Consider the following 25909-nt stretch of genomic DNA (forward strand, 5'->3'; position numbering starts at 1 on the left):
TGTTCCCCACTACGCTTTCAATCGATATGCAAAGAAGACAGTTTTCCTTGGGTTTGATGGCCGCCACGGCCATGCCGTTATGGGGTTGTGCAGCTGCCAGCAACTCAGACCGCCGCGAGCAGACCGCCAGCGCATGGAACGATGCCCTCGCCAGCATCGAACGCGCCGCCCAGGGCCGCCTGGGGGTGGCCATGCTGGACACCGGGTCGGGCCTGGCGCTGGGCTGGCGGCAGGACGAGCGTTTTGCCATGGCCAGCACCTTCAAGCTGGTGTTGGCCGGCTGGATGCTGGCTCTGGTGGACCAGGGCAAGGAGCGGCTGGATGCGCGCGTGCATTACCCGGCCACCGACGTGGTGGCGTACTCGCCCGTCAGCGGCCCGCGCGCGGGCGATGGTGGCGGCCTGACGGTGGGTGAGCTGTGCTCTGCCACCGTCAGCCTGAGCGACAACACCGCTGCCAATGTGCTACTGGCCCGCCATGGCGGCCCGGCCGGGTTCACCGCGTTCGTGCGTTCGCTGGGTGACGAGGTCACGCGGCTGGACCGCACCGAGCCCACGCTGAATGAGGCTGCCGTGGGCGACCCGCGTGACACCACCACTCCGCTGGCCATGCTGCAGACCCTGCAAAAACTGGTGCTGGGTAACGCGCTCAGCCCCATGTCCCGGGCCTGGCTGCAGCGCTGGCTGGTGGAGACCAGCACGGGCGACAAACGCCTGCGCGCCGGTGTGCCGGGCTGGAAGGTGGGCGACAAGACGGGCACGGCGGGCGACAGCGGCACGGCCAACGACATCGGCGTGCTGTGGCCGCAAGGCGGCGGCGCACCGGTGCTGGTGACCTGCTACCTCACGCGCTCCATTGCGCCGCCCGAGCAGCGGGATGCGGCGATTGCCCAGGTGGCGCGCGCCGTGGCGGCCGCACGCGAGACTTTCACCCGTGCTTAGAGCTTCTTGACCAGCACCTGGCTCTTGCGGTCCCAGTTGTACTTGCGCTTGCGGGCGTCGGGCAGCCAGTCCGGATCCACGGGGGAGAAGCCGCGCTTGATGAACCAGTGCATGGTGCGGGTGGTCAGCACAAAGATGCTGTCAAGCCCCAGCAGGCGCGCGCGCTGCTCGATGCGCTTGAGCAGCTTTTCGCCGTCGCCCGTGCCCTGGCTTTGCGGTGATACCGTCACGGCGGCCATCTCGGCCGTCTTGGCTTCGGGGTAGGGGTAGAGCGCGGCGCAGCCAAAAATCACGCCATCGTGTTCGATGATGGTGTAGGTGGCGATGTCCCGCTCGATCTCGGTGCGGTCGCGCTTGACCAGCGTGCCGTCCTTCTCGAAGGGTTCGATCAGCTGCAGGATGCCGCCCACGTCGTCAATCGTGGCCTCGCGCAGCTCTTCCAGCTTTTCGTCGATGACCATGGTGCCGATGCCGTCGTGCACATAGACCTCCAGCAGCAGCGAGCCATCCACCGCAAACGGCAAGATGTGGCTGCGCTCCACGCCGGCCTTGCAGGCCTTCACGCAGTGCTGCAGGTAAAAGCCCGTGTCGGTGGGCTGCTGGGCGGGCGGCAACTGGGCCAGCAGGGCCTGCGCGGCGGCCAGCGGCAGCTCGGTGTCAATGGGGTTGTCGTCGCTCTCGGGCTCGGTGGGCGACATGCGGATGCCCTGCACCTCGGTCAAAAAGATCAGCTTGTCGGCCCGCAGCTCGATGGCCACGCTGGTGGCCACTTCTTCCATGCTCAGGTTGAAGGCCTCCCCCGTGGGCGAAAAGCCGAACGGCGACAGCAGCACCAGCGCGCCCATGTCCAGCGTGCGCTGGATGCCGGCCACGTCCACCTTGCGCACCAGGCCCGAGTGCTGAAAATCCACACCATCCACAATGCCCACGGGCCGCGCCGTGAGGAAGTTGCCCGAGATCACGCGCACCGTGGCGCCCGCCATCGGCGTGTTGGGCAGGCCCTGGCTGAACGCTGCCTCGATCTCGTAGCGCAACTGCCCGGCGGCCTCCTGCGCGCAGTCGAGCGCCACAGAGTCAGTGATGCGGATGCCATGCGAATACTTGGCCGCATGCCCCTTGGCCGCCAGCTGCTCGTTCACCTGCGGGCGAAAACCGTGCACCAGCACGATCTTCACGCCCATGGCCTGGATCAGTGCCAGGTCTTGCGCAATGCTGTGCAGCTTGCCGGCCGCAATCGCCTCACCCGTCAGCCCGATCACAAACGTCTGGTTGCGGAACTTGTGGATGTAGGGCGCCACCGAGCGGAACCAGGGGACGAAGGTGAAATTGAAGACGGCGGACATGGAGAAAGGTGTTTGGGGCAGTGGTGGTAATGCGCGAGGAGCGAATGATAAGTGTCCTTAGCGACCGGGTGCGGGGATTTGCACGCTCAGCCAGGGTGACCAACGAACAGCGCTGCGATGCGGCTGCGCCAGCGTTCGGCATCTTCCCGCCGGTCAAACCCGCCCAGGTGCATGGGGCGCTCGCCACGCACTGTCAGGCGCAGCACATGGTAGGGGCCGTCTTCTGAGGTGCGTTCCACCACCTCTGGTGGTGCAAAGCGATCGAACGCAATGTGCACAGTGCGGCCCACCAGCGGCCAGCGCGAGGTGCGCCGCACCTGGCGCCTGGCTGGGTCGAAATGTAGCGTCAGCACCCGCCCCAGAGCAATCGCCAAAAACAGCGCACCCATGGCGCAGGCCGCCACCACACACGCGGCGGCCAACAGCAGGTGCAGCCACGGCGTCCGGGCCGTGGCGTGCATCACAAAGGGAACAGGAATCAGGAACATGCCCAGCGCAATGGCGCCCACAAAGAGGCGCATCGGCACCGAGATGTGCTCTGCGTAGTGCAGCCCGTCACTGGACTCGGAAAACCCGCTGGCCATGGTGATCCTTGGTGGTTTGCGCCCCGATGCGGCGGTGGTGTGATGGTTTAGCTGTTGCATGGCTGGGTGTCACGCCCCGCAGGGTGCTGCCGCTCCGGGTGTAAGGCGCGTGGTGAGATGCCGCTGGTGTGGCGGCAGTGGGTGGGTGGATGAATGGCGACATGTCAATCGCTCAAGAAGGGGCTCTGTATCGCCTTGCGCAGGGCGACGTTGTCCGCACGGCGTTGGGCCCCACGGCTTCGGATGTGCTTGCCTGCCGCGCTGGACAGGCTGCGTTGGGCCAGCGCTGCGGCCACAGGGTTTCGGGGCGGGCCCGAGGCTTCGAGCTTCAGCACCAGGGGCTGCTTCATGCGACGCAGCTTCTTGATTTCGCCCTGGGCGAAGGCCCGAGACAGTTTTTTGGCACTCATGGTGTGCACGTACTCCACAAACAAAAAACCCCGGCGATGGAGCCAGGGCTTGCGGAGCGCATGAAAGAGTGCGCGGGTGCATTTGCCATGGCTGAACTGTGTGTGCACAATCCAGCCGGGGCGGTGGACTGTGGTCAGACGGGTGCGGCGTAAAGGGCAGACATGTCGGGGACCTCCAGGGGTTCGTTCGGGCCGTGCGCCGAGGGTGGCGCTGAACAGGGGCTTGCGAAGAATGGGCGCGATTTTGGCGGCGCTGGCGGGCTTTGGCAACGAAAAGCGCTGAAAACGCGGCGAAATGTCGTACCAAAAGCACAGATGCAGCGCAGGGGGCAGGGTGCTGCTATCGATAATGCGGGCCTATGTCTTCTTCTGATCCGCGTTTGCCTGCGTTGTCCCGCGTTCCTGCTCCAGCACCCGTATCTGCACCCGTATCTGCACCCGCCGCGCCGCCAGCGCCGCTGCGCATCACGTTCCCCGAGTCGTTGCCGGTGTCGGGCAAGCGCGACGAGATCATGGAGGCCATCACCAAGCACCAGGTGATCATCGTCTGCGGTGAAACGGGGTCGGGCAAGACCACCCAGCTGCCCAAGATTGCGCTGGCGCTGGGCCGTGGCAAGTGCAATGCCAAGCCGGGACAGAAAGGGCAGCTGATTGGCCACACCCAGCCACGCCGCATTGCGGCCAGCAGCGTGGCCAAGCGCATTGCCGAAGAGCTGAACACGCCGCTGGGCGACGTGGTGGGCTTCAAGGTGCGGTTCCAGGACCGCTTGAGCCGCGATGCGTCCGTCAAGCTGATGACCGACGGCATCTTGCTGGCCGAGACGCAGACCGACCCGCTGCTGAAAAACTACGACACCATCATCATTGACGAGGCGCACGAACGCAGCCTCAACATCGACTTCTTGCTGGGCTACATCCGCCAGATCCTGCCGCGTCGGCCGGACCTGAAAGTCATCGTCACATCGGCCACGATTGATGCCGACCGGTTTGCCAAGCACTTTGAAAGCGCCAAGGGTCCGGCCCCGGTCATCATGGTGTCGGGCCGCACGTTTCCGGTGGAGCAGCGCTACCGCCCGTTCGAAGAGAGCCGCGACTACGGTCTGAACGAGGCCATTGCCGATGGCGTGGACGAGCTGTGGCAGGGGAATGCGGCGGGCGACGTCCTGGTCTTTTTGCCCGGTGAACGCGAGATCCGCGAGGCTGCCGACCACCTGCGCAAGCACCTCTCGCACCAGCCCGTCATGCGCAATGCCGAGGTGCTGCCGCTGTTCGCGCGCCTCAGTCAGGCCGAGCAGGACCGCATCTTTGACGGCCACACGGGCCGCCGCATCGTGCTGGCGACCAACGTGGCCGAGACCTCGCTCACGGTGCCGGGTATCCGCTACGTGATTGACGCAGGCACAGCGCGCGTCAAGCGCTATTCATTCCGCAGCAAGGTGGAGCAGCTGCTGGTGGAGCCCATCAGCCAGGCCGCCGCCAACCAGCGCGCGGGCCGCTGCGGGCGCGTGGCCAACGGCATCTGCATCCGCCTGTACGACGAGGCGGACTTCAACAGCCGCCCGCGCTTTACCGACCCCGAAATCCTGCGCAGCTCGCTGGCGGGCGTCATCCTGCGCATGAAGTCGCTGCACCTGGGCGATGTCACGCAGTTCCCGTTCATCGAGGCGCCTTCGGGCCGCGCGATTGCCGACGGCTACCAGCTGCTGGCCGAGCTGGGTGCGGTGGACGATGCGAACGAACTCACCCCCATGGGGGTGGAGCTGTCGCGCCTGCCGCTCGACCCGCGCGTGGGCCGCATGATCATCGAGGCGCGCGACCGCAAGGCGCTGGACGAGGTGCTCATCATCGCCAGCGCACTGAGCGTGCAGGATGTGCGCGACCGCCCCATGGAGGCACAACAGCAGGCCGACCAGGCGCACGCCAAGTTCGACGACGACAAGAGCGAGTTCAGCGGGTATCTGAAGCTGTGGAAGTGGATCAACGAGGCCCGGGGCGGGGCGCCCAGCCTGCCGTCGGCCCGCGCCCAAAAGGCCATGGCCGCGCAGAAGGCGCCTTCGCAGGCGTATCTGCCGGTGGCGCAGCGCAGCGGCGGGGGCAGTCCAGCGGCAGCGCCTCCTGCACCTGCACCCGCAGGTGCCGCTGTGGCCCCAGCCGCCACCCACAAGCTCAGCAACCGCCAGTACGAGCAGCTGTTGCGCCAGAACTTCATCAGCATCCGCCGCCTGCGCGAGTGGCGCGACATCCACACCCAGCTGCTCACGGTGGTGACCGAGCACAAGTGGCAGATCAACACGCAACCCGCGAGCTACGAGCAGCTGCACCTGTCCATGCTGGCCGGGCTGCTGGGCAACGTAGGCTGCAAGAGTGACGAGGAAGACTGGTACCTGGGCGCGCGTGGCATCAAGTTCTACAAGCACCCCGGCGCGCACCTGAACAAAAAGCCCGGCCGCTGGATCATCGCGTCGGAACTGGTCGAGACCACGCGCCTGTTTGGCCGGGGCATCGCCGCCATCGAGCCGCAGTGGCTGGAGCAGATTGGCGGCCATTTGCTCAAAAAGCAGCTGCTGGACCCGCACTGGGAGAAGAAGTCCGCCGAGGTGGTGGCGCTGGAGCGCGCCACGCTCTACGGCATCGTGGTCTACAACAACCGCCGCGTGAACTTTGGCAAGGTAGACCCGCACGCTGCGCGCGAGGTGTTCATCCGCGAAGGCCTGGTGGGTGGCAACTGGGAGACGCGCCTGCCCTTCCTGGCCGCCAACCAGAAGATGATCGCCAAGGTCGAAGAGCTGGAGCACAAATCCCGCCGGCAGGACGTGCTGGTGGACGACGAACTCATCTACGCCTTCTACGACCAGCAGCTGCCGCCCGATGTCTGTAGCGGCCACAGCTTTGAGGCGTGGTACCGCGAAGAAAGTAAAAAACAGCCTGATCTGCTCAAGCTCACCCGCGAAGAGCTGATGCGCCACGAGGCCGCAGGCATCACCACCAACGCCTTTCCCAAAACAGTGCGCCTGGGTGGTGTGGACTGCGCTGCCAGCTATCTACACGAGCCCGGTGATGCGCGTGACGGCATCACCGTGACCATCCCGCTCTTTGTACTCAACCAGGTGAGCGACGAGCGCTGCGAGTGGCTGGTGCCCGGCATGCTCAAGGACAAGATCCAGGCCCTGCTCAAAAGCCTGCCCCAGCGCCCGCGCAGCCGCTTTGTGCCGCTGCCCGACAGCGCCACGCGCCTGGCCGAGCTGCTGGGCGCACCCGAGCGCTTTGGCACCGGCAGCCTGACCGAGGTGCTGCTCAAGCAGGTGCGCGACGAAACCTCGCTCGACGTGAAGCGCGCCGACTTCAAGCTCGACATGCTCAGCCCCCATTTGTTCATGAACTTCCGCGTGGTGGACGAGCATGGCCGCCAGCTGGGGCATGGCCGCAACCTGGGCGCACTCAAGGCCGAGTGGGGCGCCAAGGCGCGGGGCGCGTTCCAGGCGCTGGCGGGGCTCAAATTGGGCAGTACAGCCGCCGATGCAGCAGATTTGAAGCAAAAAGCGCCGCAAGCGCCGGAGAATTATGCCCATGGTGCTATCAAATCAGGAGTTAGTGGGCCAGGCCCAGCGGCCAAGCCAGGCAGCACGACGCATTCCGCACCCGCTGCACCATCGACCCCTGCAGGCCAGCGCTACACCACCTGGACATTCGGCGAGCTGCCCGAACTCATGGAGATCAGGAAGGCCGGCCAGACGCTGATCGGCTTTCCGGCCCTCATCGACGGCGGCGACGCCGTGACCATCGAAGTCTTCGACGAACCCGAAGTGGCTGCCGCCAAGCACCGCGCGGGCCTGCGCCGCCTGTTTGCGCTGCAGATCAAGGACGCCCTCAAGTACCTCGAAAAGAACATCCCCGACCTGCAGAAGATGGCCGTGGCCTACATGCCGCTGGGAACACAGGAAGAGCTGCGCACCCAGATCATCGACGTGGCGCTGGATCGCGCCTTTTTGCTCGACCCGCTGCCCACCGACGAATACGCCTTCAAGCGCCGCGTGGAAGAAGGCCGGGGCCGCCTCACGCTGATCGCCAACGAGGTCGCCCGCCTGGCTGCCACCATCCTTACTGAATACGCGGCCGCCGCGCGCAAGATCAAAGACACCAAGAACGCGCCCGACGCGACAGCGGACGCCATGCAGCAGCTGCAACGCTTGGTCCCCAAGAACTTCATCGCCGTGGCCCCGTGGGCGCAACTGGCCCACTACGCCCGCTACCTCAAGGCCATCACCCTGCGCCTGGACAAATACCGCGCCGACCCCGCCCGCGACGCCGCCAAGCTGGCCGAGCTGCGCCCGCAAGAGCAGCGCTACTGGCGCCTGGTCGCCGAGCGCAAGGGCGCGGTGGATGCCCGCATGCAAGAGCTGCGCTGGCTGCTGGAGGAACTGCGCGTGAGCTTCTTTGCGCAAGAGCTGCGCACGCCCCAGCCGGTCAGCGTGAAGCGGCTGGACAAGCTGTGGGCGCAAATTCAGAGCTGAAATGGAGAAAAGAAGCCTTCGTCTCGGCCCGAGGTGGGAGAACGTTGGCTCAGTGAACCGATCGCGACCGGCGCCTGCTTAAGGCGTGTGCGTGCTGCTATGGGGCGAGCGGCTGCAAGGTAGTGCCAGCTGTCTGCGGTGGCCCCATCGCTGCACTTCGGCATCTTGGCGGCTGGTAGTTGCCGCCCTCGGCGTGCGACATTGAGGCGCTGGTATCGCAGTTTTGTTCAAGACGCAGGCTGAACCAGAAGTTCAGGCCAGCCACAACGTCAACCGTCTTCCTTGCGTGGCTTCTGCCGTCCATACTGCGCTCCATTGACTCTGCTTGGGGGCATGCAATGAACCGACTGAAGACAGGCATTGTGGTGGGCGTGCTGACGGTACTCACGGCTTCGGCCGGGGCACAGACCACCTATCCGAACAAGCCCATTCGGCTGATCGTTCCGATCATCGCTGGCGGTCCGAGCGATGCCGCGGCGCGTGCGCTGGCCAAGGGTTTGAGTGCGGGGCTCGGCCAGCAGGTACTGGTGGAGAACCGCCCTGGAGGCAACACCGGGATCGGCGCGGGTGCGGTGCTGGGGGCTGCTCCGGACGGCTACACCTTGCTCTTTGCCCTGGCCTCCAACGCGGGCCTGCCGCACTTGAGCAAGGCGGCACCCTACAAGTCCCTCATGGAGTTCTCGCCGATATCGACCCTCGGTGGCAACACGCAATGCCTGGTTGTGCCCGGCAGCTTGCCAGCCAAGACGCTGACCGAGTTTGCGGCCTACGCAAAAGCCAGCGCGCAACCGCTGATGCGTGGATCTAACAACGTCTCGGAGGACATGGTGGCGGGCCAGATCACTGGCGCGCTGGGCTTCAAGCTGGAGCGTGTGCCTTACAAGGGCGCTCCGCAGATGATGCCGGACCTGCTGGAGGGGCGCGTGCAGGCGGCCGTTTTGCCGCTGGGGGCGAGCATGCCCCATGTCCGGTCAGGACGTCTGACGATGCTCGGCTGCAGCATGGCCGAACGCATCGCCTCGCTGCCGGCGGTACCTACATTGGCCGAGTCCGGGGTCTCGGCGGGCCCGCTGATCACGGCGCACTTCCTGCTGGGACCTCCCAAACTGTCTTCGGAAATCGTTGAACGCCTGTCCGCTGCTGTGCGCCAAGCCGTTCAGACGAGCGACTTCAGGCAGGAAATGGAGCAGCTGATGATCTTTGGATCTGCACGCGCACCGTCCGAGACCCGCGAACTGATGTTGCAAGCGGAGGCCCAATATGTTCAGTACGTCCGGGAGACTGGCGCCAGCATCGATTGATTGCGTGAAGGTGTTCAGCGCTGGGTCAGCCAGCTCGATGCGCGCCGACTGCTGCCATGGTGCCATGCGGGCCTGCTGTCAACGCTCGACTGTCCCAGGGCCGTTGTCTGTTGCGCCAGATCGGCGCAGCGGGCCGCAACAAAATCTGCAAAGACACGCAAGCGCAAGGTTCTGCGCAGTTCGGGGCGGAAATAGAGGGCCAGCGGCGGTGGGTCCAGCACTTCCCAGTCCAGCAGCACCGGCACCAGCAACCCACGGGTTGGATCAACGTGCCCTGAGACATGTGCAATCCGCATCACCCCTGCGCCCCCCAAAGCCAGTTCAAGCAGGTGGTCACGATGGTTCGAATGCAGCCAACCCCGCACAACCACCTGCTCGACAACGTGGCCCTGTTTGCCAGTCTGGCCATATCGCCAAAGGTCCAGCAGCTTGCCGTAGGGGTTGCGGTAGCAGAGGCAATTGTGGTCGGCCAAGTCACTCGGGTGACGCGGCATGCCGTAGCGCTTCCAGTATGCGGAAGTGGCTGCCGTGACCTGGGGCATTACCGGCAACTCTCTTCGAACCCAGTCGCCGGCCTCGAACCATCCATGCAGTGCAAGGAGATCACATTCACGCGCGGCGGCTTCTTCCAGATGGACGACGGTGCGCAGGTCGATCGTCAGGTCTGGATGGTTGGCATGAAAGGCCGGCAGTGCCGGCACGACAAAGTGCTGCAAGAAGAAAGGCGTACCGCCGATCACCAGCGTGCCCTGCGGGCGCTGCCGGGCCTGACGCAGCCCGTCATCGGCAGCCTGCAATTGCGCCAGCAACGGCGCGCAGGCCTCGGCGTACTGCACGCCGTCGGCGGTCAGCGCGAGCCCGCGACTCCCACGCTGGAACAGCTTGGTGCCGAGCTGTGCTTCGAGCGCTCCCACCAGCTTGGCCACGGCTTGCAAACTTACATTCTGCTGGCGCGCAGCAGCCGACAGGCTGCCGGCCTGCGTGGCGGCGAGGAAATACTGAATGGCTTTGAGCTTGTCCATTTCGAGGGAGTGTGCCGTGACCATGCAGACATTGGCAACTGCCGAGCAGCGCGCCGCTGCGCACCAGCTGTTGGAGCTGATTGGCGGTAGCTGGGCCACGCAGGCGATCGGCGTGGCGGCCAGATTGGGTCTGGCGGACCATGTGGCCTCGGGCGTGATGCAGGTGGTCAATCTGGTCAAGGTCTGTGACTGCGATGCAGACGCATTGCATCGGTTGTTGCGCGGCCTCGCCGCGCTGGGCGTGCTGGGTCTTGACGGCCACGGGCAGTGCAGACTGACCACAACCGGCGATCTGCTACGCCGCGATGCCGCACTGGGACTGAGTTCGCATGCGCAGTGGTGGTCGCCGCAAGCCTGGGGAGGCTGGTCGGACCTGATGGGCAGCGTGCGCACGGCGACGGATTTTCACAGCCTGCTGTTAGCCGCCGGCTTCTCGGTTCGGCACGTGCTTCTGGCGGGGGGCTCGTTTTCAGTGATCGAGGCCCGTATCCTGCCCGCTGGAGAGGTCAAGGCGATCACCGGATAGTGCCGCGGCGGGCATGATCTTTGGGGCCTGGGGTCACTTTGGTGACGCGGGCGCGGGGCATCCCCATTGCCCGAGCAGGGCGCGGCATCTAGGCTGGAGGGCACAAGGAGTCTGTCTGCCCCATGCGCCCTCACTACAAGTTCTGGCCCCGCCGCCTTCCCCACGCCATCACACTGCCTGCCACCTCGCTGTGGGACAACCTGGCCACCAATGCACGCCGCTACCCCGACAAGGCGGCGCTGGTGTTTTTTGGAAGCACGACGAGCTACCGCCAGTTGATGGAGAGCGCTGAGCGCCTGGCCGCCAGGCTGGCGCAACTGGGCGTGCAGCGGGGCGACCGCGTGGTGCTGTGCATGCAGAACTGCCCGCAGCTGGTAATGGCCCACTTTGCCATCCTGCGCGCTAATGCGGTGGTGGTGCCGGTCAACCCCATGAACCGGGCTGAGGAGCTCAAGCACTACATCACCGATCCTGACACCAAGGTGGCGATCACCACCGGTGATCTGGCCCCGGAGATGGCCAAGGCCAGCAATGCGTTGGCCCCTGGCGAGCGGCTGGCGCATCTGGTGGTCACGCAGTTCTCGGATGCGTTTGACGTGGCCGTGACCGGCATGGATGCGCCGCCCGAGGCGTGGATGGACTGGCTGGGCACGCGCCACCCCTTGCCGGCGCTGGAGGGCGGGCAAGCCCACGCCTGGGCAGATGCCCTGGCTTGTACTGATGCGCCCCCCGCTTTGTTGGTAGGCCCGGCCGACCTGGCGCTGCTGCCCTACACCAGTGGCACCACGGGGCTGCCCAAAGGTTGCATACACCTGCACAAAAGCATCATGCACAACACGGTGGCCGCCAGCCTGTGGGGCAATGGGTCTGCCGACAATGTGACACTGGCGGTGGTCCCCATGTTCCATATCACCGGCATGGTGAGCGTGATGCACACGTCGATCTACTGCGGCGCCACGCTGGTCATCATGCCCCGCTGGGACCGCGACCTGGCCGGGCGCCTGATATCGCGCTACCAGGTCACCACCTGGACCAACATTCCCACCATGGTCATTGACCTGCTGGGCAGCCCGAACTTTGCCAGCTATGACCTCTCCAGCCTGGCCTATATCGGTGGCGGGGGGGCGGCCATGCCGCAGGCCGTGGCGCAGCGCCTTCTGGAGCAATATGGCCTGCGGTATGCCGAGGGCTATGGCCTGACCGAAACGGCCGCTCCTTCGCACGCCAACCCGCCGGACCAACCCAAGCAGCAGTGCCTGGGCATTCCGTTCATGAGCACCGATGCGCGGGTGATTGACCCCGACACGCTGCAGGAACTGCCAGTAGGCGAACAGGGCGAGATCATCATCCATGGCCCCGAGGTGTTCGAGGGCTACTGGAAGCGGCCCGATGCCACGGCGTCAGCCTTCATCGAGTTCGAGGGCAAACGGTTCTTCCGCTCGGGCGACCTGGGGCGCATGGATGAGGATGGGTACTTCTTCCTGACCGACCGGCTCAAACGCATGATCAATGCCAGCGGCTTCAAGGTGTGGCCGGCCGAGGTCGAGGCGTTGATGTTCCGCCACCCTGCGATCCAGGAGGCCTGCATCATCGCGGCCAAGGATAGCTACCGGGGCGAGACAGTCAAGGCGGTGGTGGTGCTGCGCGCTACCCACAAGGACACGACCGAGCAGCAGATCATCGACTGGTGCCGCGAGAACATGGCCGTCTACAAAGTGCCGCGCATCGTTCAGTTTGTGCCGGCGCTGCCCAAGAGCGGCAGTGGCAAGGTGATGTGGCGGGCGCTGCAGGAGCAGGAAGCGCAGTGACGGGTTGGCACCCGCCGGTTTGACAAACGCGCCGAGAAGAAAAGAGATGCCGCTACGGCGGCGGTGACGAGCCCTGCGGCGGCCGTCAGTGCGCCGCGCCCGCCATGGTCAGTTCGCCCAGGTCCCGCTCCAGCAGGGCGGGGTCGCCCAGTTGCAGCTCGATCAGACGGCGCAGGTGGGTGACGCTGTCCAGGTCAATGCCCTTGCACAGCAGCCCGGTGTGCAGGCCCTGCACGTGGGCCACCTCGGTGGACATGGCGATGTGGTTGCCCGTGTCGGCCAGGGGGATGGTCAGTTGGCACAACGTGCCTTGCCCCAGCGTGGCCTGCGCGGGCACCATGATCAACGCGCCCTTGAGCGACAAATCCAGCACATGCACGCTGAACGCATCGGTGGCCGTGGTCAGCAGGGCCGGTGCATCAAAACCAACGCGGACGAAGTGGCGGCGTTCATGGGGCATCGCTGTCTCCTGGGCGGGGCGGGGGGGTGGGCACATGCTACCCCAACCGGCACGCGGCAGTTAATTTTTGGAGGTTTTTGCAAGCATTCGTTAACATGGTTTCTCCATCACCTGGGGGGGCCGGTGTGAAACCTGGCGTGAACTGGCTGGTGCGGCGCTGTGCCGCGTGGCTCAAAGGCATTGTGTGGGCGGCCCTATTGACGGCCAGCGCCAGCATTGCCGCAGCGCCCCGCGAGCTGCGCGTGGGCGTGTACTCGAACGAACCCAAGGTGTTTGTGGATGCCGACGGCAAGGCCGCAGGCATTTTTGTGGATCTGCTGCAATTGGTGGCTGCGCGCGAGCAGTGGACCATCAAATATGTGCCCTGCAGCTGGCAGGACTGCCTGGATGCGCTGCGCGAGGGCCGGCTCGACCTGATGCCCGATGTGGCTCGCTCGCCCGAGCGCGAGATCCTGTACGACTTTCACCGCCTGCCAGTGCTGCACAGCTGGTCGCAGATCTACCGGACATCAGGCGCGCCCATCTACTCGTTGTTTGACCTGCAGGGCAAGCGGGTCGCGGTGCTCAAGGGCTCCGTGCAGCGGTCCACATTCCTGAACATGGTGGACAGCTTTGGCATCCAGGTGACTTTGGTGGATGCGCCCAGCCTGATAGATGCGTTTGCCATGGTGCAGCGGGGCGAGGCCGATGCGGTCATCTCCAACCATCTGTTCGGCAATTTCCATTCGGCCCGCTATGGCGTGGTGGACACGGGCATTGTGTTCCAGCCCGCTACGCTGTTCTTTGCGACCGGCCCCGGTCGCAATGCAGATGTGTTGGCGGCCATTGACCGATCCGTCGAGAACTGGCGCAGTGGCGCCGACCCGGCCTATGCCCAGGTGATGCGCCACTGGGGCGGGCAAGACCCTGGCGTGCAGATTTCCCCCTGGGTGTGGCGGGGGCTTGCGGGCTTGGTGGCGTTCAGCTTGCTGGCTGCGTTGATGGTTGCGATCTTGCGTCGCCAGGTCCAAGAGCGTACGCGCCACTTGCGGGACAGCGAGCAAAAGCTCGCCACCATTTTGGACAGTGTTGGCGCGTTCATCTACATCAAGGGCAAGGACTACCGTTACAAGTACGCCAACCACCACACGCTGCATTACTTTGGCAGGCCGGCGCACGAGGTATTGGGCCATGACGATGCAGCGTTTTTCGACGCAGCCACGGCGCAAAGGCTGATGGCCAATGACCGCCGGGTGCTGGAGGACGGCGAGACGCTGGAGGCGGAGGAGGTGAACACGCCCGCCGCCACGGGCGAGACACGCGCGTTTTTGTCGATCAAGATTCCGCTGCGCCACGCGGATGGCAGCATTTATGCGCTGTGTGGCATCTCGACCGACATCACCGAGCGCAGCAAGGCCGAAGAATCGCTGCAGATTGCTGCCACGGTGTTTGAGTCGTTCGAGGGCATGATCGTGACAGGGCCCGACCAGAGGATCCTCAAAGCCAACCAGGCCTACGCGCGGCTGACCGGCTACACGGTGGACGAGCTGGTGGGCCAGACGCCGCGCCTGCTGCACTCGGGCCGCCAGGACGCGTCGTTTTACGCGGCCATGAAGAACACCTTGCACTCCAGCGGCATGTGGCAGGGCGAGGTATGGAACCGGCGCAAGGACGGCACCGAATATCCGGCCTGGATCACCATCACCACCGTGCGTTCCCCACGCGGCGAGATCACCCATTACGTGGGCACGCAGACGGACATCTCCAGCCGCAAGGCTGCCGAAGAAGAAATTCGCCTGCTGGCCTTCTACGACCCGCTCACGGGCCTGCCCAACCGTCGGTTGATGAATGACCGCCTGCAACACAGCCTGGCCGCCAGCGCACGCTCAGGCGCGGGCGGTGCGTTGTTGTTTGTGGATCTGGACAACTTCAAGGACCTGAACGACACCCAGGGCCACGAGCTGGGCGACCAGCTGTTGCGCCAGGTCGCCGCACGCCTGGGGGGCTGCGTGCGCATGGGCGACACCGTCGCGCGTTTGGGTGGGGACGAATTTGTGGTGCTGCTGGAGGGGCTCAGCCCGCAGGCGCACGAAGCGGCAGCCCAGGCCGAAACAGTGGGGCGCACGGTGCTGCAGGCTCTCAGCCAGAGCTACCAGCTCGACGGCCATTCGCACCACAGTTCTTGCAGCATAGGCATTGCGCTTTATGCCGATGCACGTGGCTCGGTGGACGAATTGCTCAAGCACGGCGACATGGCGATGTACCAGGCCAAGGGCGCAGGCCGCAACACCTTGCGGTTCTTTGACCCGCGCACCCAGGCCAACGTGACCGCGCGCACGCTGCTGGAGGCGGGCTTGCGCGACGGGCTGCGCGAGGGGCAATTCTTGCTGCACTATCAGGCACAGATTCACCAGCAGCGAGGCATTGTGGGCGCCGAGGCGTTGGTGCGCTGGCAGCATCCGCAGCGCGGGCTGGTGTCGCCCGCCGAGTTCATTCCAGTGGCCGAAGCCTCGGGCCTCATCGTGCCGCTGGGCGTGTGGATTCTGCGCACGGCCTGCCTGCAACTGGTGGAGTGGGCACGCGATCCGCAGACTGCCCACTGGACCTTGGCCGTGAACGTGAGCGCACGGCAGTTCCACCACAGCCACTTTGTGGACGAAGTGCTGGGCGTGCTGGAAGAAACCGGCGCCAACCCGCACCGGCTGAAGCTGGAGTTGACCGAGACCCTGCTGCTGAACGATGTGGAGGACACCATCCAGCGCATGGACACCCTGCGTGCGTCGGGCCTGGGCTTCTCGCTGGACGACTTTGGCACGGGTTATTCGAGCCTGAGCTACCTCAAGCGCTTGCCGCTGGACCAGCTCAAGATCGACCAAAGCTTTGTGCGCGACCTGCTCACCGACGCCAATGACGCCAGCATTGCCCGCACCATCGTGACCCTGGCCCAGAGCCTGGACCTGGGGGTGATTGCCGAGGGGGTCGAAACCCAGGAGCAACGCGACATGCTGGCCGGGCTGGGCTGCCACACCTGGCAGGGCTACCTGTTCGGGCGCCCCGGGCCGGCGGAGGCACTGCAGCAGGCGGCTGCCAGTGCAACGGCGTCGTGATGCCGGTGGACGTATATCGGGCTTAGGCGTCGGCAGCCAAGGCATTGCGGTACCTCATCTCGCGCCAACAACTGTCGCCATTGGCTGACATTTTGTAGCGTCTGAAAGGTGTAAGGTACAGGAAGCCTTGTGACTCACACGGGGCCGCCCTCCCTGTGCACGCACTGTTTGTGTGCACGGCGTGGCAGTCAGCAGGAGCTTTCCATGAAAAACACCATGTTTCCCACGATCCGTCTTCTTGTTTCGGGTGCGGCTGCGGCCGCGCTCCTCGGCCTGGCGGGCGGCGCGCATGCGCAGGCCTACGTCAATGCCACCGTGGGGGGCGAACTGGCACCCGGCGTGTATGGCCGCATCAACATTGGCAATGCACCGCCACCGCCGCTGATTTACGCAGAGCCTGTCATCATCCAGCGCCCTGCTGTGGTGGTGCCGCGTGCGCCCATTTACCTGTATGTGCCGCCCGGCCACGCCAAGAACTGGGGCAAACACTGCGCTCGCTACAACGCCTGCAGCCAGCCGGTGTACTTTGTGCAGGAGCCGCCCCCACGCCGTGGCAACCCGTACCAGGGTCCGCGCGGGCGCGATGACCATCGCTGGGATGACGACCGTGGACGCGGTGGCAAACACGACCGTGACCATGACCGCGGGCATGGCAAGGGTGAAGGCCGTGGCAAGGGCCATGGCAACCGGGACTGAGCGGCTTGCGACCACGGGGGCTGGCCGGTTGCCTGGATCCGGATGCGGCCCCCACACTGCACCCACCCTGTTTGCGCCATCGCAGAACCTGTGGTGGCGGCTGCGGTTAAGCTCGGGCCTCTATGGCCCAAGTCTCCTTTTCTCCCCCTTTCACTACACCGGCTGACGTCGCCAGCCAGCTGCAAAGCAGCGGCTTTGCCGTGCTCAGCCCTGAGGCCGTTGCCGAGTGGGTTGGCTGTGACCTGTCGGCGCTGCTGGCCCTCAACAGCGACTGGGCAGCCTTGCCGCCTGATGAATTCCTGAAGGACGGTGGCCGCTACCGCCGCCGTCGCCACGCCTGCTTTGTGCTGCAGGAGGGCCGGATGGAGCAGGTGCCGCACCGTGCCCACTGGCAGCCCGTGGAGTACAACGCGCTGCACGGCGGCATGGAGCGCTGGTTTGCCCCCATGGAGCCTGCCACCGTGGCGCAGCCCGTGTGGCAGCAGTTGCTCGTCGCGCTGGCGGGCGTGTCGGACGCCGTGTTTGCCGGGCCGCAGGCACCGGTGCCCTGGTTTGTAGAGGCACACCAGTTCCGCATCGACACCACCGACGGCATTGGCCGCCCCACACCCGAAGGTGCCCACCGCGACGGCGTGGATCTGGTGGCGGTGTTTCTGGTGGGGCGCGAGGGCGTCAAGGGGGGCGAGACGCGGGTGTTTGAGGCCAACGGCCCTGCCGGGCAGCGCTTTACGCTGACGCAGCCCTGGTCGCTGCTGTTGCTGGACGACGCGCGCATGATCCACGAGTCCACGCCCATCCAGCCGCTCAAGGACGGAGGCTACCGCGACACCTTGGTGGTGACCTGCCGCCGTGGAAACTTCCAGGGCGCGGACGTGGTGGGGCTGGCGCCGTCCGGGGCCTGAACACTGCGGCAGAAGTGCATCCGATTTGATGCGAATCAAGATGCGGGGTATGGTGGCGGTTCACACTGTCGCCCATGGTCAGGCCACAAGCCTGGTCTCACCCCTCATTCAAGGAGTAGCACCATGTTCAAACACATTCTGGTTCCTGTCGACGGTTCCAAGACCTCGATGCTGGCCGTGTCCAAGGCCGCAGGCCTGGCCAAGACCTTTGGCAGCGCCGTCACGGCGGTGTATGTGATCGACCCGTATCCTTTCACCGGCGTGGGCGCCGACTTTGCTTACGGCCAGGCGCAATACATCAGCGCCGCCACAGCCGAGGCCAATGCCGCGCTGGACGCCACCAAGAAGGCCATGGCCGATGCGGGTGTGCAGGTCACCACCGTGGTGGGCGAGGGGCATGCGGTGCACGACGGCATCCTGCGCGCGCTGGAGAGCACTGGCGCCGACCTCATCGTGATGGGCTCCCATGGCCGCCGCGGCCTGGAAAAGCTGGTGCTGGGCAGCGTTACGCAGCGTGTGCTGGGTGTGGTGCACATCCCCGTGTTGGTGGTGCGGGACTGATTGTTTTGCCCCATGCAAAACGGCTCCTTTCGGAGCCGTTTTTTATTGCAGCAAGCGCCGCAGAGGGTCACTCAATCTTTGCGCCCGAGGCTTCCACAATGCCCTTCCACTTGGCGTAGTCGGTCTTGAGCAGGGTGTTGAACTGAGCGGAAGACATGGCCTCCGGCTCGGCGCCCTGGGCGTGGATGGCGGCCTTCATCTCAGGGGTGGCCAGCAGTTTGTTGATTTCTGCGTTGACGACGTTCACCACGGTGGCCGGTGTACCTGCGGGCGCAAACACGCCGTACCAGGTGCTCACATCAAAGTCCTTGAAGCCCGACTCGGACACGGTGGGTACTTCGGGCATGGACGAGCTGCGCTTGGCCGATGTCACGGCCAGCGGGCGCAGCTTGCCCGACTTGATCTGGGCCATGGCCGATGGCACCGAGGACATGAGCAGGTCCACGTTGCCCGACAGCGCATCCATCAGCGCAGGGTTGGAGCCCTTGTAAGGGATGTGGCTGAGCTTGATGCCCGCAGCCTTTTCGAACAGGTCGCCTGCCAGATGGATCGAGGTGCCGTTGCCGGGCGACCCATAGGTGATGGTGCCGGGCGCTGCCTTGGCAGCAGCCACCACGTCGGCCAGCGTCTTGAACTTGGAGTTCGCGCTGGTGGCAATGACCACGGGCGTGTAGGCCACGTGGGCCACGGCGGTCAGGTCCTTGGTGGGGTCCCAGGGCAGGTTTTTGTACAGCCAGGGGCCGATCACCAGGTTGTCTTTCTGGCCCATGACCAGGTCATAGCCCGTGGGCGCAGCCTTGACGGCCTCGCCAATGCCGATGGTGCCGCCTGCGCCGGCGCGGTTGTCGGCCACCACGGTCCACTTGGCGCTTTCGGTGAGCTTGGTGGCCACCAGGCGCGACAGGATGTCGGTGCCGCCGCCGGGCGGGAAGGGCACGATCAGGCGGATGGGCTTGGCGGGGTATGCCGCAGCGGGCGCAGGCGCCTGGGCGTGGGCCGTGGTGCCCAGCGCGAAGGCGAGGGCGGTGAAGGAAAGCAGGGTGCGCATCATGGTGAGAGGTGTCTCCGTCGGTTCAGTGGTGTGCGGGTCGCCGCCAGGCCGCTGGGTGCGGCTGCGGTTGCCCGGCTGATCTGGGGCAGCGGGCGCCAATGATCGCTGATCGACTGTGGCGCTCGCATTGCCAATAGCAGGTGGCAGCATCGCGGGTGGCGATGGCAGTGTGCGCACCCGCGTGCAGGTCAGAGGCGCTCAAAAATCGCCGCAATGCCCTGGCCGCCGCCAATGCACATCGTCACCAGCGCATAGCGGCCCTGAATGCGTTGCAGCTCATGGATGGCCTTGACGGTGATGAGCGCACCGGTGGCGCCGATGGGGTGACCCAGCGAGATGCCCGAGCCGTTGGGGTTGACCTTGGCCGGGTCCAGGCCCAGATCCTTGGTCACGGCGCAGGCCTGGGCGGCAAAAGCCTCGTTGGCTTCGATCACATCCAGATCGGCCACGGTGAGCCCGGCCTTCTTCAGCGCCAGCTGCGTGGCGGGCACGGGGCCGATGCCCATGTACTTGGGGTCTACGCCCGCGTGGGCGTAGGCCACCAGGCGGGCCAGGGGCTTGGCGCCACGGGCCTTGGCGGCACCGGCTTCCATCAGCACCACGGCAGCGGCGGCGTCGTTGATGCCGGAGGCGTTGCCAGCGGTGACCGTGCCGTTTTCCTTGATGAAAACGGGCTTGAGCTTGGCCAGGTCGTCCATCGTGGCGCCGGGGCGGAAGTGCTCGTCGGTGGCGTACAACACGTCGCCCTTCTTGCTCTTCAGGGTGACGGGCACGATCTGGTCCTTGAACACACCGGCCTGCGTGGCGCGCTCGGCGCGGTTGTGGCTCTCGACCGCCAGCTTGTCCTGGTCTTCGCGGCTGATGCCCCACTTGGCGGCGATGTTCTCGGCCGTCACACCCATGTGGATGTTGTGGAAGGGGTCGTGCAGTGCGCCGATCATCATGTCCACCATCTTGGTGTCGCCCATGCGGGCGCCCCAGCGCATGTTCAGGCTGGCAAAGGGCACACGGCTCATGTTCTCGGCACCGGCGCCAATGGCCACATCGGTGTCGCCCAGCAGGATGGACTGGCTGGCATTGACGATGGCCTGCAGGCCCGAGCCGCACAGGCGGTTGACGTTGTAGGCGGGCGTGCCTTCGCCGCAGCCGCCGTGGATGGCTGCCACGCGTGACAGGTACATGTCCTTGGGCTCGGTGTTGACTACGTGGCCGAACACCACGTGGCCCACGTCCTTGCCTTCCACGTTGGCGCGGGCGAGCGATTCGCGCACGACGAGTGCGCCCAGTTCGGTGGGGGGCACGTCCTTGAGGCTGCCACCAAAGGTGCCAATGGCGGTGCGCACTGCGCTGACGACGACGACTTCACGGGTCATGGGGAGGTCCTTTCAGAGAAATTCAGGTAAAAATGACTGCAAGCGCTAGTGAATCATGCGGTTGCAGCTATCAAAGTAGGAGTAAATGGGCTCACGCCTCGCGCACATCGGCCACCGGGTTGGTGCCGAAGTCTGCGCGCTCCAGCCAGGCGAGCACGCGGGTGGCGGCGTCGGCAGGCGATGTGAGCTGGCCACCCGTCTTGAGGTTGGCGAAATTCTGGCGGTCTGGGAAGGCGGCCGGGTCGGCGCCGCGCAGCTGGACCTGCATGTCGGTGTCGATCACACCGGGAGCCAGCGAGCATACCTTGGCCCCATGGGGCTTGAGGGCCTCGTCCAGCGCCACACAGCGCGTGAAATGGTCCATGCCCGCCTTGGCGGCGCAGTACGCGGCCTGCGAGGCCATGGCCCGGCGGCCCAGGCCCGAGGAGATGTTGAGCACCTTGCGCGGCACCGTCCAGGTGTCCGTCGCGCCCAGGAAAGCAGCAGTGAGCTGCATGGGCGCTTCCAGCCCCACACGCAGGGCGGTGGCCAGGTCTTCCGCGTCGCTGGCCGACAGCGGGGCGATGCGCGGGATCATGCCCGCGTTATTGATGAGGGTGGCGCTGGCAAACGCCTGCGGGCCCTGGGCCTGCAGCCAGGCTTGCAGCTTGTGGGCCGCCTGCTCGCCCTGCGACAGGTCTTGCTGCCACTGTTCGATGGCGACGCCTGCGGCCCGGGCCTCGGCGGTCAGGTCATCGTTGGCACTGCGGGCGATGCAGATCAGGGTATTGCCGCTGCGCAAGAGCTGCTGAGCCATGGCCAGGCCCATGCCGCGCGATGCGCCGGTAAGGATGTAGAGGTGGTTTTGAGGCATCCCGCCATGTTACTGCGCAGTACACAGGGGCGGGTGTCTTCACTGGCCTCTGCGTGACTCCAAAGCGGACAGCAGCATGGCCAGCCGTGCATCCAGCTCGGCCAGATCGGCCGCCTTGAGGTCGGAAAGGATGCGGTGTTCGTTGGCCACATGGGCTTCCACGGCGCGGTCGATCAGCTCCAGCCCCTGGGGCGTGAGCTGCACGAGCGAGCTGCGGGCATCGGCAGGGTTGGGCAGGCGCTCGATCCAGCCCTGGGCTTCGAGCTTGGCCATGCGGTGCGTCATGGTGCCCGACGTGACCATGAGCGTGGAGAACAGCGTGGTCGGCGCCAGGCAGTAGGGTGCGCCACTGCGGCGCAGCGTGGCCAGCATGTCGAACTCCCAGCGGCTCAGGCCGAATTCGGCAAAGGTTTCATCCAGCCGCCGCTCCAGCAGCGCGGCGCAGCGCTTGATGCGCCCGATGGGGCCCATGGGGCTCGCGTCCAGGTCGGGGCGCTCGCGCTTCCACTGGGCCAGGATGGCGTCGACGGCGTCGGGTTGGCGTGGGGTGGCCATGGGCTTGTGGTGGTTGATTTGTCTTGAACTCGAGATTGTATGGTAGAGTTTTTGTCTTGATTTGAAGATAAATATATGGCTGCTTCACGTGCTTCTGCAAGTTCCTCAACCTGGCTGGATGCGCTCACCACAGCGCTCGGACCGGTCATCTGGGGCTCGACCTACATCGTCACCACCGAGCTGCTGCCGCCCGACCGGCCCTTCACCGCCGCACTGCTGCGCACCTTGCCCGCGGGCTTGCTGCTGGTGCTGTGGTGCCGCCGCTGGCCGGCCTGGGGCGACTGGGTGGGGTGGCGGCGCCTGATGGTGCTGGCGGCGCTGAATATTGGTGTGTTCCAGGCGCTGCTGTTTGTGGCGGCCTACCGGTTACCCGGTGGCGTGGCTGCGGTGGTGGGTGCCGTGGGCCCGCTGGTGGTGATGGGCCTGACCTGGGCACTGGACCACCGGCGCCCGCCCGCACTGGCGCTGGCGGCCGGGGCACTGGGTGTGCTGGGCATGGCGGCGCTGCTGCTGTCACCCGGTGCGCGCTGGGACATGGTGGGCGTGGCCGCCGCGCTGGTGGGCACGCTGTGCATGGCAGCGGGCACGTTCTGGTCGCGGCGCTGGCGGTCTGACTTGCCGGTGCTGGCGTTTACCGGTTGGCAGCTGTTGGCAGGGGGCGTGATGCTGGCGCCTGTGGCCTGGGCGGTGGACCCGCCTTTGCCTGCACTCACCCCCACCCACATCGCGGGTTATCTGTACCTCAGCCTGGCGGGCGCGCTGGTGGCCTATGCCCTGTGGTTCCGTGGCATTGCGCGCCTGCCGTCGGTGGCGGTGTCGTCGCTGGGGTTGCTGAGCCCGGTCACGGCGGTGCTGCTGGGCTGGGCGCTGCTGGGCCAGGCCATGACGGGGGTGTCGCTGGTGGGCATGCTGGTGGTGCTGGCGAGCATCCTGGCCGTGCAGTGGGCCATGTCGCGCGCCATGCCGCCGGGCGGGCGCTGATCAGCAACTACTGTTTGCTATTGAATAGATAGCGACTGGTGCATGTTCCACTAGCGCTGGCGGGCAATTTGGCTAGAAATCGGCCGCCCACTCCAGCGCTACCTGCTCCCCGGTGGTGGGGTGCGCAAAGGCCAGGTGACAGGCATGCAGCAGCAGGCGCGGGGCTTGTGCCTGCGTGGCGGCATCGGCATACAGCCCGTCGCCCAGGATGGCGTGGCCGATGGCGGCCAGGTGCACGCGCAACTGGTGGGTGCGGCCGGTGATGGGCTCCAGCTCGATGCGCGTGGTCTGAGCCGTAGCGTCTTGCGCCAGTGCACGCCAGCGGGTCAGGCTGGGTTTGCCCACGGCGTGGTCGATGACGCGCAGCGGGCGGCGCTCCCAGTCGGCGGCAATGGGCAGGTCGATCTCGCTCCAGTCGCCGCCCGCTGTGCCCAGCAGCCCTTGCACTACCGCTTGGTAGCGCTTGTGCACCTGGCGCTCGGCAAAGGCGTGGCCCAGGCGCCGCTGTGCGTCGATGTGGCGCGCCATGAGCACCAGGCCCGAGGTCGCCTGGTCCAGCCGGTGCACGATGAGCGCGCCGGGCCAGCGCTGCTGTGCGCGTGCGCTCAGGCAGTCTTGCTTGTCGGGGCCCCGGCCGGGCACACACAGCAGGCCAGAGGGCTTGCACAGCACCAGCAGGTCGTCGTCTTCGTACAGCGCCTGTACGCCATCTGCCACGGGTTCAGGCAGGGTCATGGCCCACGATCAGCCGCTGCACGGTGGCGCAAAGTTCTTCCACGTCATTGGGTTTGTGGATCAGGGCTTGCGCGCCTTCGGCCAGCGCGGCCTGTTCGATCTCTGCCGTGACGTAACCCGAGGCCAGGGCCACGGGCAGGTCGGGGCGGATGAGGCGGGCCTCGCGCACCAGGTCCACGCCGCAGAAGCCGGGCATGTTGTAGTCGGTGACCAGCAGGTCATAGGCCTGCGGATCAGCCCGCAACGCAGCCGTGGCCTCGTGCGGGTCGGTATAACCGCTCACCTCGTAGCCCCGGCGGCGCAGCAGGCGCTGCACCAGGAAGACCAGGGCCTGGTCGTCGTCCACGTACATCACATGGTGCTTCTTGCCCGGCGCACCGCCGGGTGGTTCGGCAGGCTCCGGTGCAGACGTCGTGGCGGCCAGTGGCACGGCCTGCGCGGCGGGGCTGGGCTGCGCACCAGCAGTCGCACCGGTGGCGACCGGAAAGTACAGCGTGAACCGGCTGCCCTGGCCCGGCGCGCTTTGCACATCCACGCCGCCTTCGTGTGTGCGCATCACGCCATGCACCACCGCGAGGCCCAGGCCGGTGCCCTGGCCCACGGGCTTGGTGGTGAAGAAGGGCTCGAAGATGCGCTCCAGCGTGGCAGCGTCCATGCCGGGGCCGGTGTCGCGCACTGTCAGGGCCACGTAGTCGATGGGCGCGAGGCCCAGGCGCTCGGTCAGGCGCTGGTCGGGCTGCACGGTGGCGGCCTCCACGTGGATGCTGCCGCGCTCGGTACCAATGGCATGGACGGCGTTGGTGCACAGGTTGAGCAGGGCCTGCTCGACCTGCGTGGCATCGGCCAGCACGGGCGGTAGGCCCGCCTGCAGTTGCATGTGCAGCTCGATGGCCGGAGGCAAGGTCACGCGCAGCAGGCGCTCGGTGTCGTGCACCACCTCGGCCAGCGACACGGCCGAGCGCTGCGGGGGCTCGTTGCGGCTGAAGGTGAGGATCTGGCGCACCAGGTCGCGCGCGCGGCGGCCGGCCTTGTCGATCTCCAGCAGGCTCTCCAGCACGGGCGAGCCTGCAGCGCAGTCGGCCTTGGCCAGCTCTACATTGCCCAGAATGGCGCCCAGGATGTTGTTGAAGTCGTGCGCGATGCCCCCGGCCATGGTGCCCACGGCCTGCATCTTGTGCGACTCGCGCAGCTGGGCCTCCAGCTCATTGCGGTGCGCCTCGGCCTTCTTGCGACCGGTGAGGTCGCGGGCGAACACGGTGGTGGTTTCCCCGTCAGCATGGCGTTCGAACGATACGCTCACCTCCACGGCCAGCTCCTTGCCGCTGGCGGTGAGGGCCGTCATCTCGCCCAGCAGGGCCTGCGTGGTGAGCTGGGCAAATGCCAGCGCCTGCGCAGCGTCGGGCAAAAAACGGTCGAGCGTGCTGCCCAGCGCGTCGCTGGCACTGCACTGGAACAGCGCGGCCGCCGTGGGGTTGAAGACGGTGATGCGCTGGTGCTGGTCCACGCAGATGATGGCGTCCAGCGCGGAGTTGATGACGGCCTCCAGCCGCTTTTCGCTGGCGCGGATCTGCTCATTGCGCTGCTGCAGGGTCTCGGCACTGTGCTGCAAGGCCTGGCGCTCGGCCAGCAGCGGGCCCTGGTCGATCACCGCGCACAAAAACTGCGACAGCGGCGGCCCGCTGGTCTGCGGTGCATCGATGTGGGCAATGTGCAGGCCGCCGGTGATGCGCGTGGCACTGCTGATGGTGAACACCACCTCCTTGACCTCGCTGTGCCCCAGGTCGTGCGCCTGGGCAAAGGCTTCGCGCACGCGCGCGGCGTCTTGCGGGCACACAAAAGGCATCAGCGCGGTCAGTGGCCGGTCGCGCTCGGTGGGCTGGAAAGAGCGGTGCGCCATGGAGTTGGCCTGCACCACCATGTCGTGGTCGTCCACCACCATGAGGGCCAGCGGCACGCTGGCAAACAGGGTCTCAAAGCGTTCGTACGCGCTCTCGGCCACGGCCTGGCTGTAGCGCAGCACCTTGTTCTGGTTTTCCAGCTCGGCCTGGTAGGCGCGCAGTTCGGCCACCAGGCCCTCTGCCGAAGCGCCGGGCGTGCGGGAGTGGGGGACAGGCGGGCGAGGCATGTGCTCTGCGGCTGCTGGCTGGCGGCCTGCAGGGTCCAGAAAAGACAGGTCGGGTTCACTCATGAAGGGGCGCGGTCAGCCGGGT

21 protein-coding genes are annotated in these 25909 nt (G+C 66.1%); 10 read left to right on the forward strand and 11 right to left on the reverse strand.

The annotated features are described in order from the left end of the window. Positions 1–26 precede the first annotated feature (26 nt). Positions 27–941, forward strand: a complete 915-nt coding sequence (gene bla / locus C8C95_RS19595; RefSeq protein ID WP_116749671.1) for a class A beta-lactamase — start codon at positions 27–29, stop codon at positions 939–941. Here bla and argA read toward each other — a convergent pair. The 3 genes from argA to C8C95_RS19610 all read right to left on the reverse strand — a co-directional run bounded on the left by argA (position 938) and on the right by C8C95_RS19610 (position 3278). Continuing rightward, positions 938–2284 (reverse strand): amino-acid N-acetyltransferase, encoded by a 1347-nt coding sequence (argA, locus tag C8C95_RS19600; protein WP_015014347.1) that lies wholly within the window; start codon positions 2282–2284, stop codon positions 938–940. The genes bla and argA overlap by 4 nt on opposite strands. An 86-nt stretch (positions 2285–2370) precedes the next feature. Then, positions 2371–2868 carry a hypothetical protein gene (locus C8C95_RS19605; protein ID WP_116749672.1) on the reverse strand — a complete coding sequence of 166 codons (498 nt, stop codon included), beginning with the start codon at positions 2866–2868 and terminating at the stop codon, positions 2371–2373. 164 nt (positions 2869–3032) lie between these two features. Further along, entirely contained in the window at positions 3033–3278 is a 246-nt protein-coding gene (locus tag C8C95_RS19610; RefSeq protein WP_116750373.1) for a hypothetical protein, read from the reverse strand. Positions 3279–3790: 512 nt separating this feature from the next. On the opposite strand from C8C95_RS19610, the gene hrpA reads away from it, so the two are divergent. Both hrpA and C8C95_RS19620 read left to right on the forward strand, forming a co-directional pair. Beyond that, positions 3791–7789 carry an ATP-dependent RNA helicase HrpA gene (hrpA, locus tag C8C95_RS19615; protein WP_243415787.1) on the forward strand — a complete coding sequence of 1333 codons (3999 nt, stop codon included), beginning with the start codon at positions 3791–3793 and terminating at the stop codon, positions 7787–7789. A gap of 338 nt (positions 7790–8127) precedes the next feature. Continuing rightward, positions 8128–9090: a tripartite tricarboxylate transporter substrate binding protein gene (locus C8C95_RS19620; RefSeq protein WP_116749673.1), complete on the forward strand. Its 963-nt coding sequence runs from the start codon at positions 8128–8130 to the stop codon at positions 9088–9090. A gap of 14 nt (positions 9091–9104) precedes the next feature. Here C8C95_RS19620 and C8C95_RS19625 read toward each other — a convergent pair whose 3' ends face one another. After that, positions 9105–10112 (reverse strand): LysR family transcriptional regulator, encoded by a 1008-nt coding sequence (locus C8C95_RS19625; RefSeq protein ID WP_165836559.1) that lies wholly within the window; start codon positions 10110–10112, stop codon positions 9105–9107. A 16-nt stretch (positions 10113–10128) separates the two neighbouring features. Here C8C95_RS19625 and C8C95_RS19630 point away from each other — a divergent pair, with 16 nt between their 5' ends. Then, entirely contained in the window at positions 10129–10638 is a 510-nt protein-coding gene (locus C8C95_RS19630) for a hypothetical protein (RefSeq protein ID WP_133246250.1), read from the forward strand. A 122-nt stretch (positions 10639–10760) separates the two neighbouring features. Further along, positions 10761–12446 (forward strand): long-chain fatty acid--CoA ligase, encoded by a 1686-nt coding sequence (locus tag C8C95_RS19635; protein ID WP_116749676.1) that lies wholly within the window; start codon positions 10761–10763, stop codon positions 12444–12446. 85 nt (positions 12447–12531) lie between these two features. Here C8C95_RS19635 and C8C95_RS19640 read toward each other — a convergent pair whose 3' ends face one another. Then, a complete protein-coding gene (locus C8C95_RS19640) occupies positions 12532–12906 on the reverse strand; it encodes a PilZ domain-containing protein (protein WP_056067655.1) in 375 nt (124 codons plus the stop codon). 95 nt (positions 12907–13001) lie between these two features. Between C8C95_RS19640 and C8C95_RS24020 the strand changes: the two genes are divergently transcribed. The 4 genes from C8C95_RS24020 (at position 13002) to C8C95_RS19660 (ending at position 18151) form a co-directional block, all read left to right on the forward strand. Further along, a complete protein-coding gene (locus C8C95_RS24020; protein WP_116749677.1) occupies positions 13002–15992 on the forward strand; it encodes an EAL domain-containing protein in 2991 nt (996 codons plus the stop codon). A gap of 204 nt (positions 15993–16196) precedes the next feature. Continuing rightward, positions 16197–16688: a hypothetical protein gene (locus C8C95_RS19650; protein WP_056067657.1), complete on the forward strand. Its 492-nt coding sequence runs from the start codon at positions 16197–16199 to the stop codon at positions 16686–16688. A gap of 122 nt (positions 16689–16810) precedes the next feature. Further along, complete coding sequence (locus C8C95_RS19655) at positions 16811–17590, forward strand: 2OG-Fe dioxygenase family protein (RefSeq protein WP_116749678.1); 780 nt, start codon at positions 16811–16813, stop codon at positions 17588–17590. 123 nt (positions 17591–17713) lie between these two features. Beyond that, a complete protein-coding gene (locus tag C8C95_RS19660; RefSeq protein ID WP_099730067.1) occupies positions 17714–18151 on the forward strand; it encodes a universal stress protein in 438 nt (145 codons plus the stop codon). Positions 18152–18218: 67 nt separating this feature from the next. Here C8C95_RS19660 and C8C95_RS19665 read toward each other — a convergent pair whose 3' ends face one another. The 4 genes from C8C95_RS19665 to C8C95_RS19680 form a co-directional block, all read right to left on the reverse strand. Then, positions 18219–19202 (reverse strand): tripartite tricarboxylate transporter substrate binding protein, encoded by a 984-nt coding sequence (locus C8C95_RS19665; protein ID WP_056746179.1) that lies wholly within the window; start codon positions 19200–19202, stop codon positions 18219–18221. Between the two features lie 188 nt (positions 19203–19390). Then, on the reverse strand, positions 19391–20575 hold the full coding sequence (gene bktB / locus C8C95_RS19670; protein WP_056746178.1) for a beta-ketothiolase BktB: 1185 nt from the start codon (positions 20573–20575) through the stop codon (positions 19391–19393). 91 nt (positions 20576–20666) lie between these two features. Further along, entirely contained in the window at positions 20667–21428 is a 762-nt protein-coding gene (locus C8C95_RS19675) for an SDR family NAD(P)-dependent oxidoreductase (protein ID WP_116749679.1), read from the reverse strand. 39 nt (positions 21429–21467) lie between these two features. Then, positions 21468–21983 (reverse strand): MarR family transcriptional regulator, encoded by a 516-nt coding sequence (locus tag C8C95_RS19680; RefSeq protein WP_099730068.1) that lies wholly within the window; start codon positions 21981–21983, stop codon positions 21468–21470. A gap of 75 nt (positions 21984–22058) precedes the next feature. Here C8C95_RS19680 and C8C95_RS19685 point away from each other — a divergent pair, with 75 nt between their 5' ends. Beyond that, positions 22059–22964, forward strand: a complete 906-nt coding sequence (locus C8C95_RS19685) for an EamA family transporter (RefSeq protein WP_099730069.1) — start codon at positions 22059–22061, stop codon at positions 22962–22964. A gap of 72 nt (positions 22965–23036) precedes the next feature. Here C8C95_RS19685 and C8C95_RS19690 read toward each other — a convergent pair whose 3' ends face one another. Both C8C95_RS19690 and C8C95_RS19695 read right to left on the reverse strand, forming a co-directional pair. Continuing rightward, positions 23037–23699 carry an RluA family pseudouridine synthase gene (locus C8C95_RS19690; RefSeq protein WP_116749680.1) on the reverse strand — a complete coding sequence of 221 codons (663 nt, stop codon included), beginning with the start codon at positions 23697–23699 and terminating at the stop codon, positions 23037–23039. Continuing rightward, entirely contained in the window at positions 23686–25887 is a 2202-nt protein-coding gene (locus C8C95_RS19695; protein WP_116749681.1) for an ATP-binding protein, read from the reverse strand. Before C8C95_RS19695 ends, C8C95_RS19690 begins: the two co-directional genes overlap by 14 nt. Between the last annotated feature and the right edge of the window lie 22 nt (positions 25888–25909).

It is taken from the genome of Acidovorax sp. 99 (assembly GCF_003096455.1).
In the GTDB taxonomy this organism is placed as follows: domain Bacteria; phylum Pseudomonadota; class Gammaproteobacteria; order Burkholderiales; family Burkholderiaceae_C; genus Acidovorax; species Acidovorax delafieldii.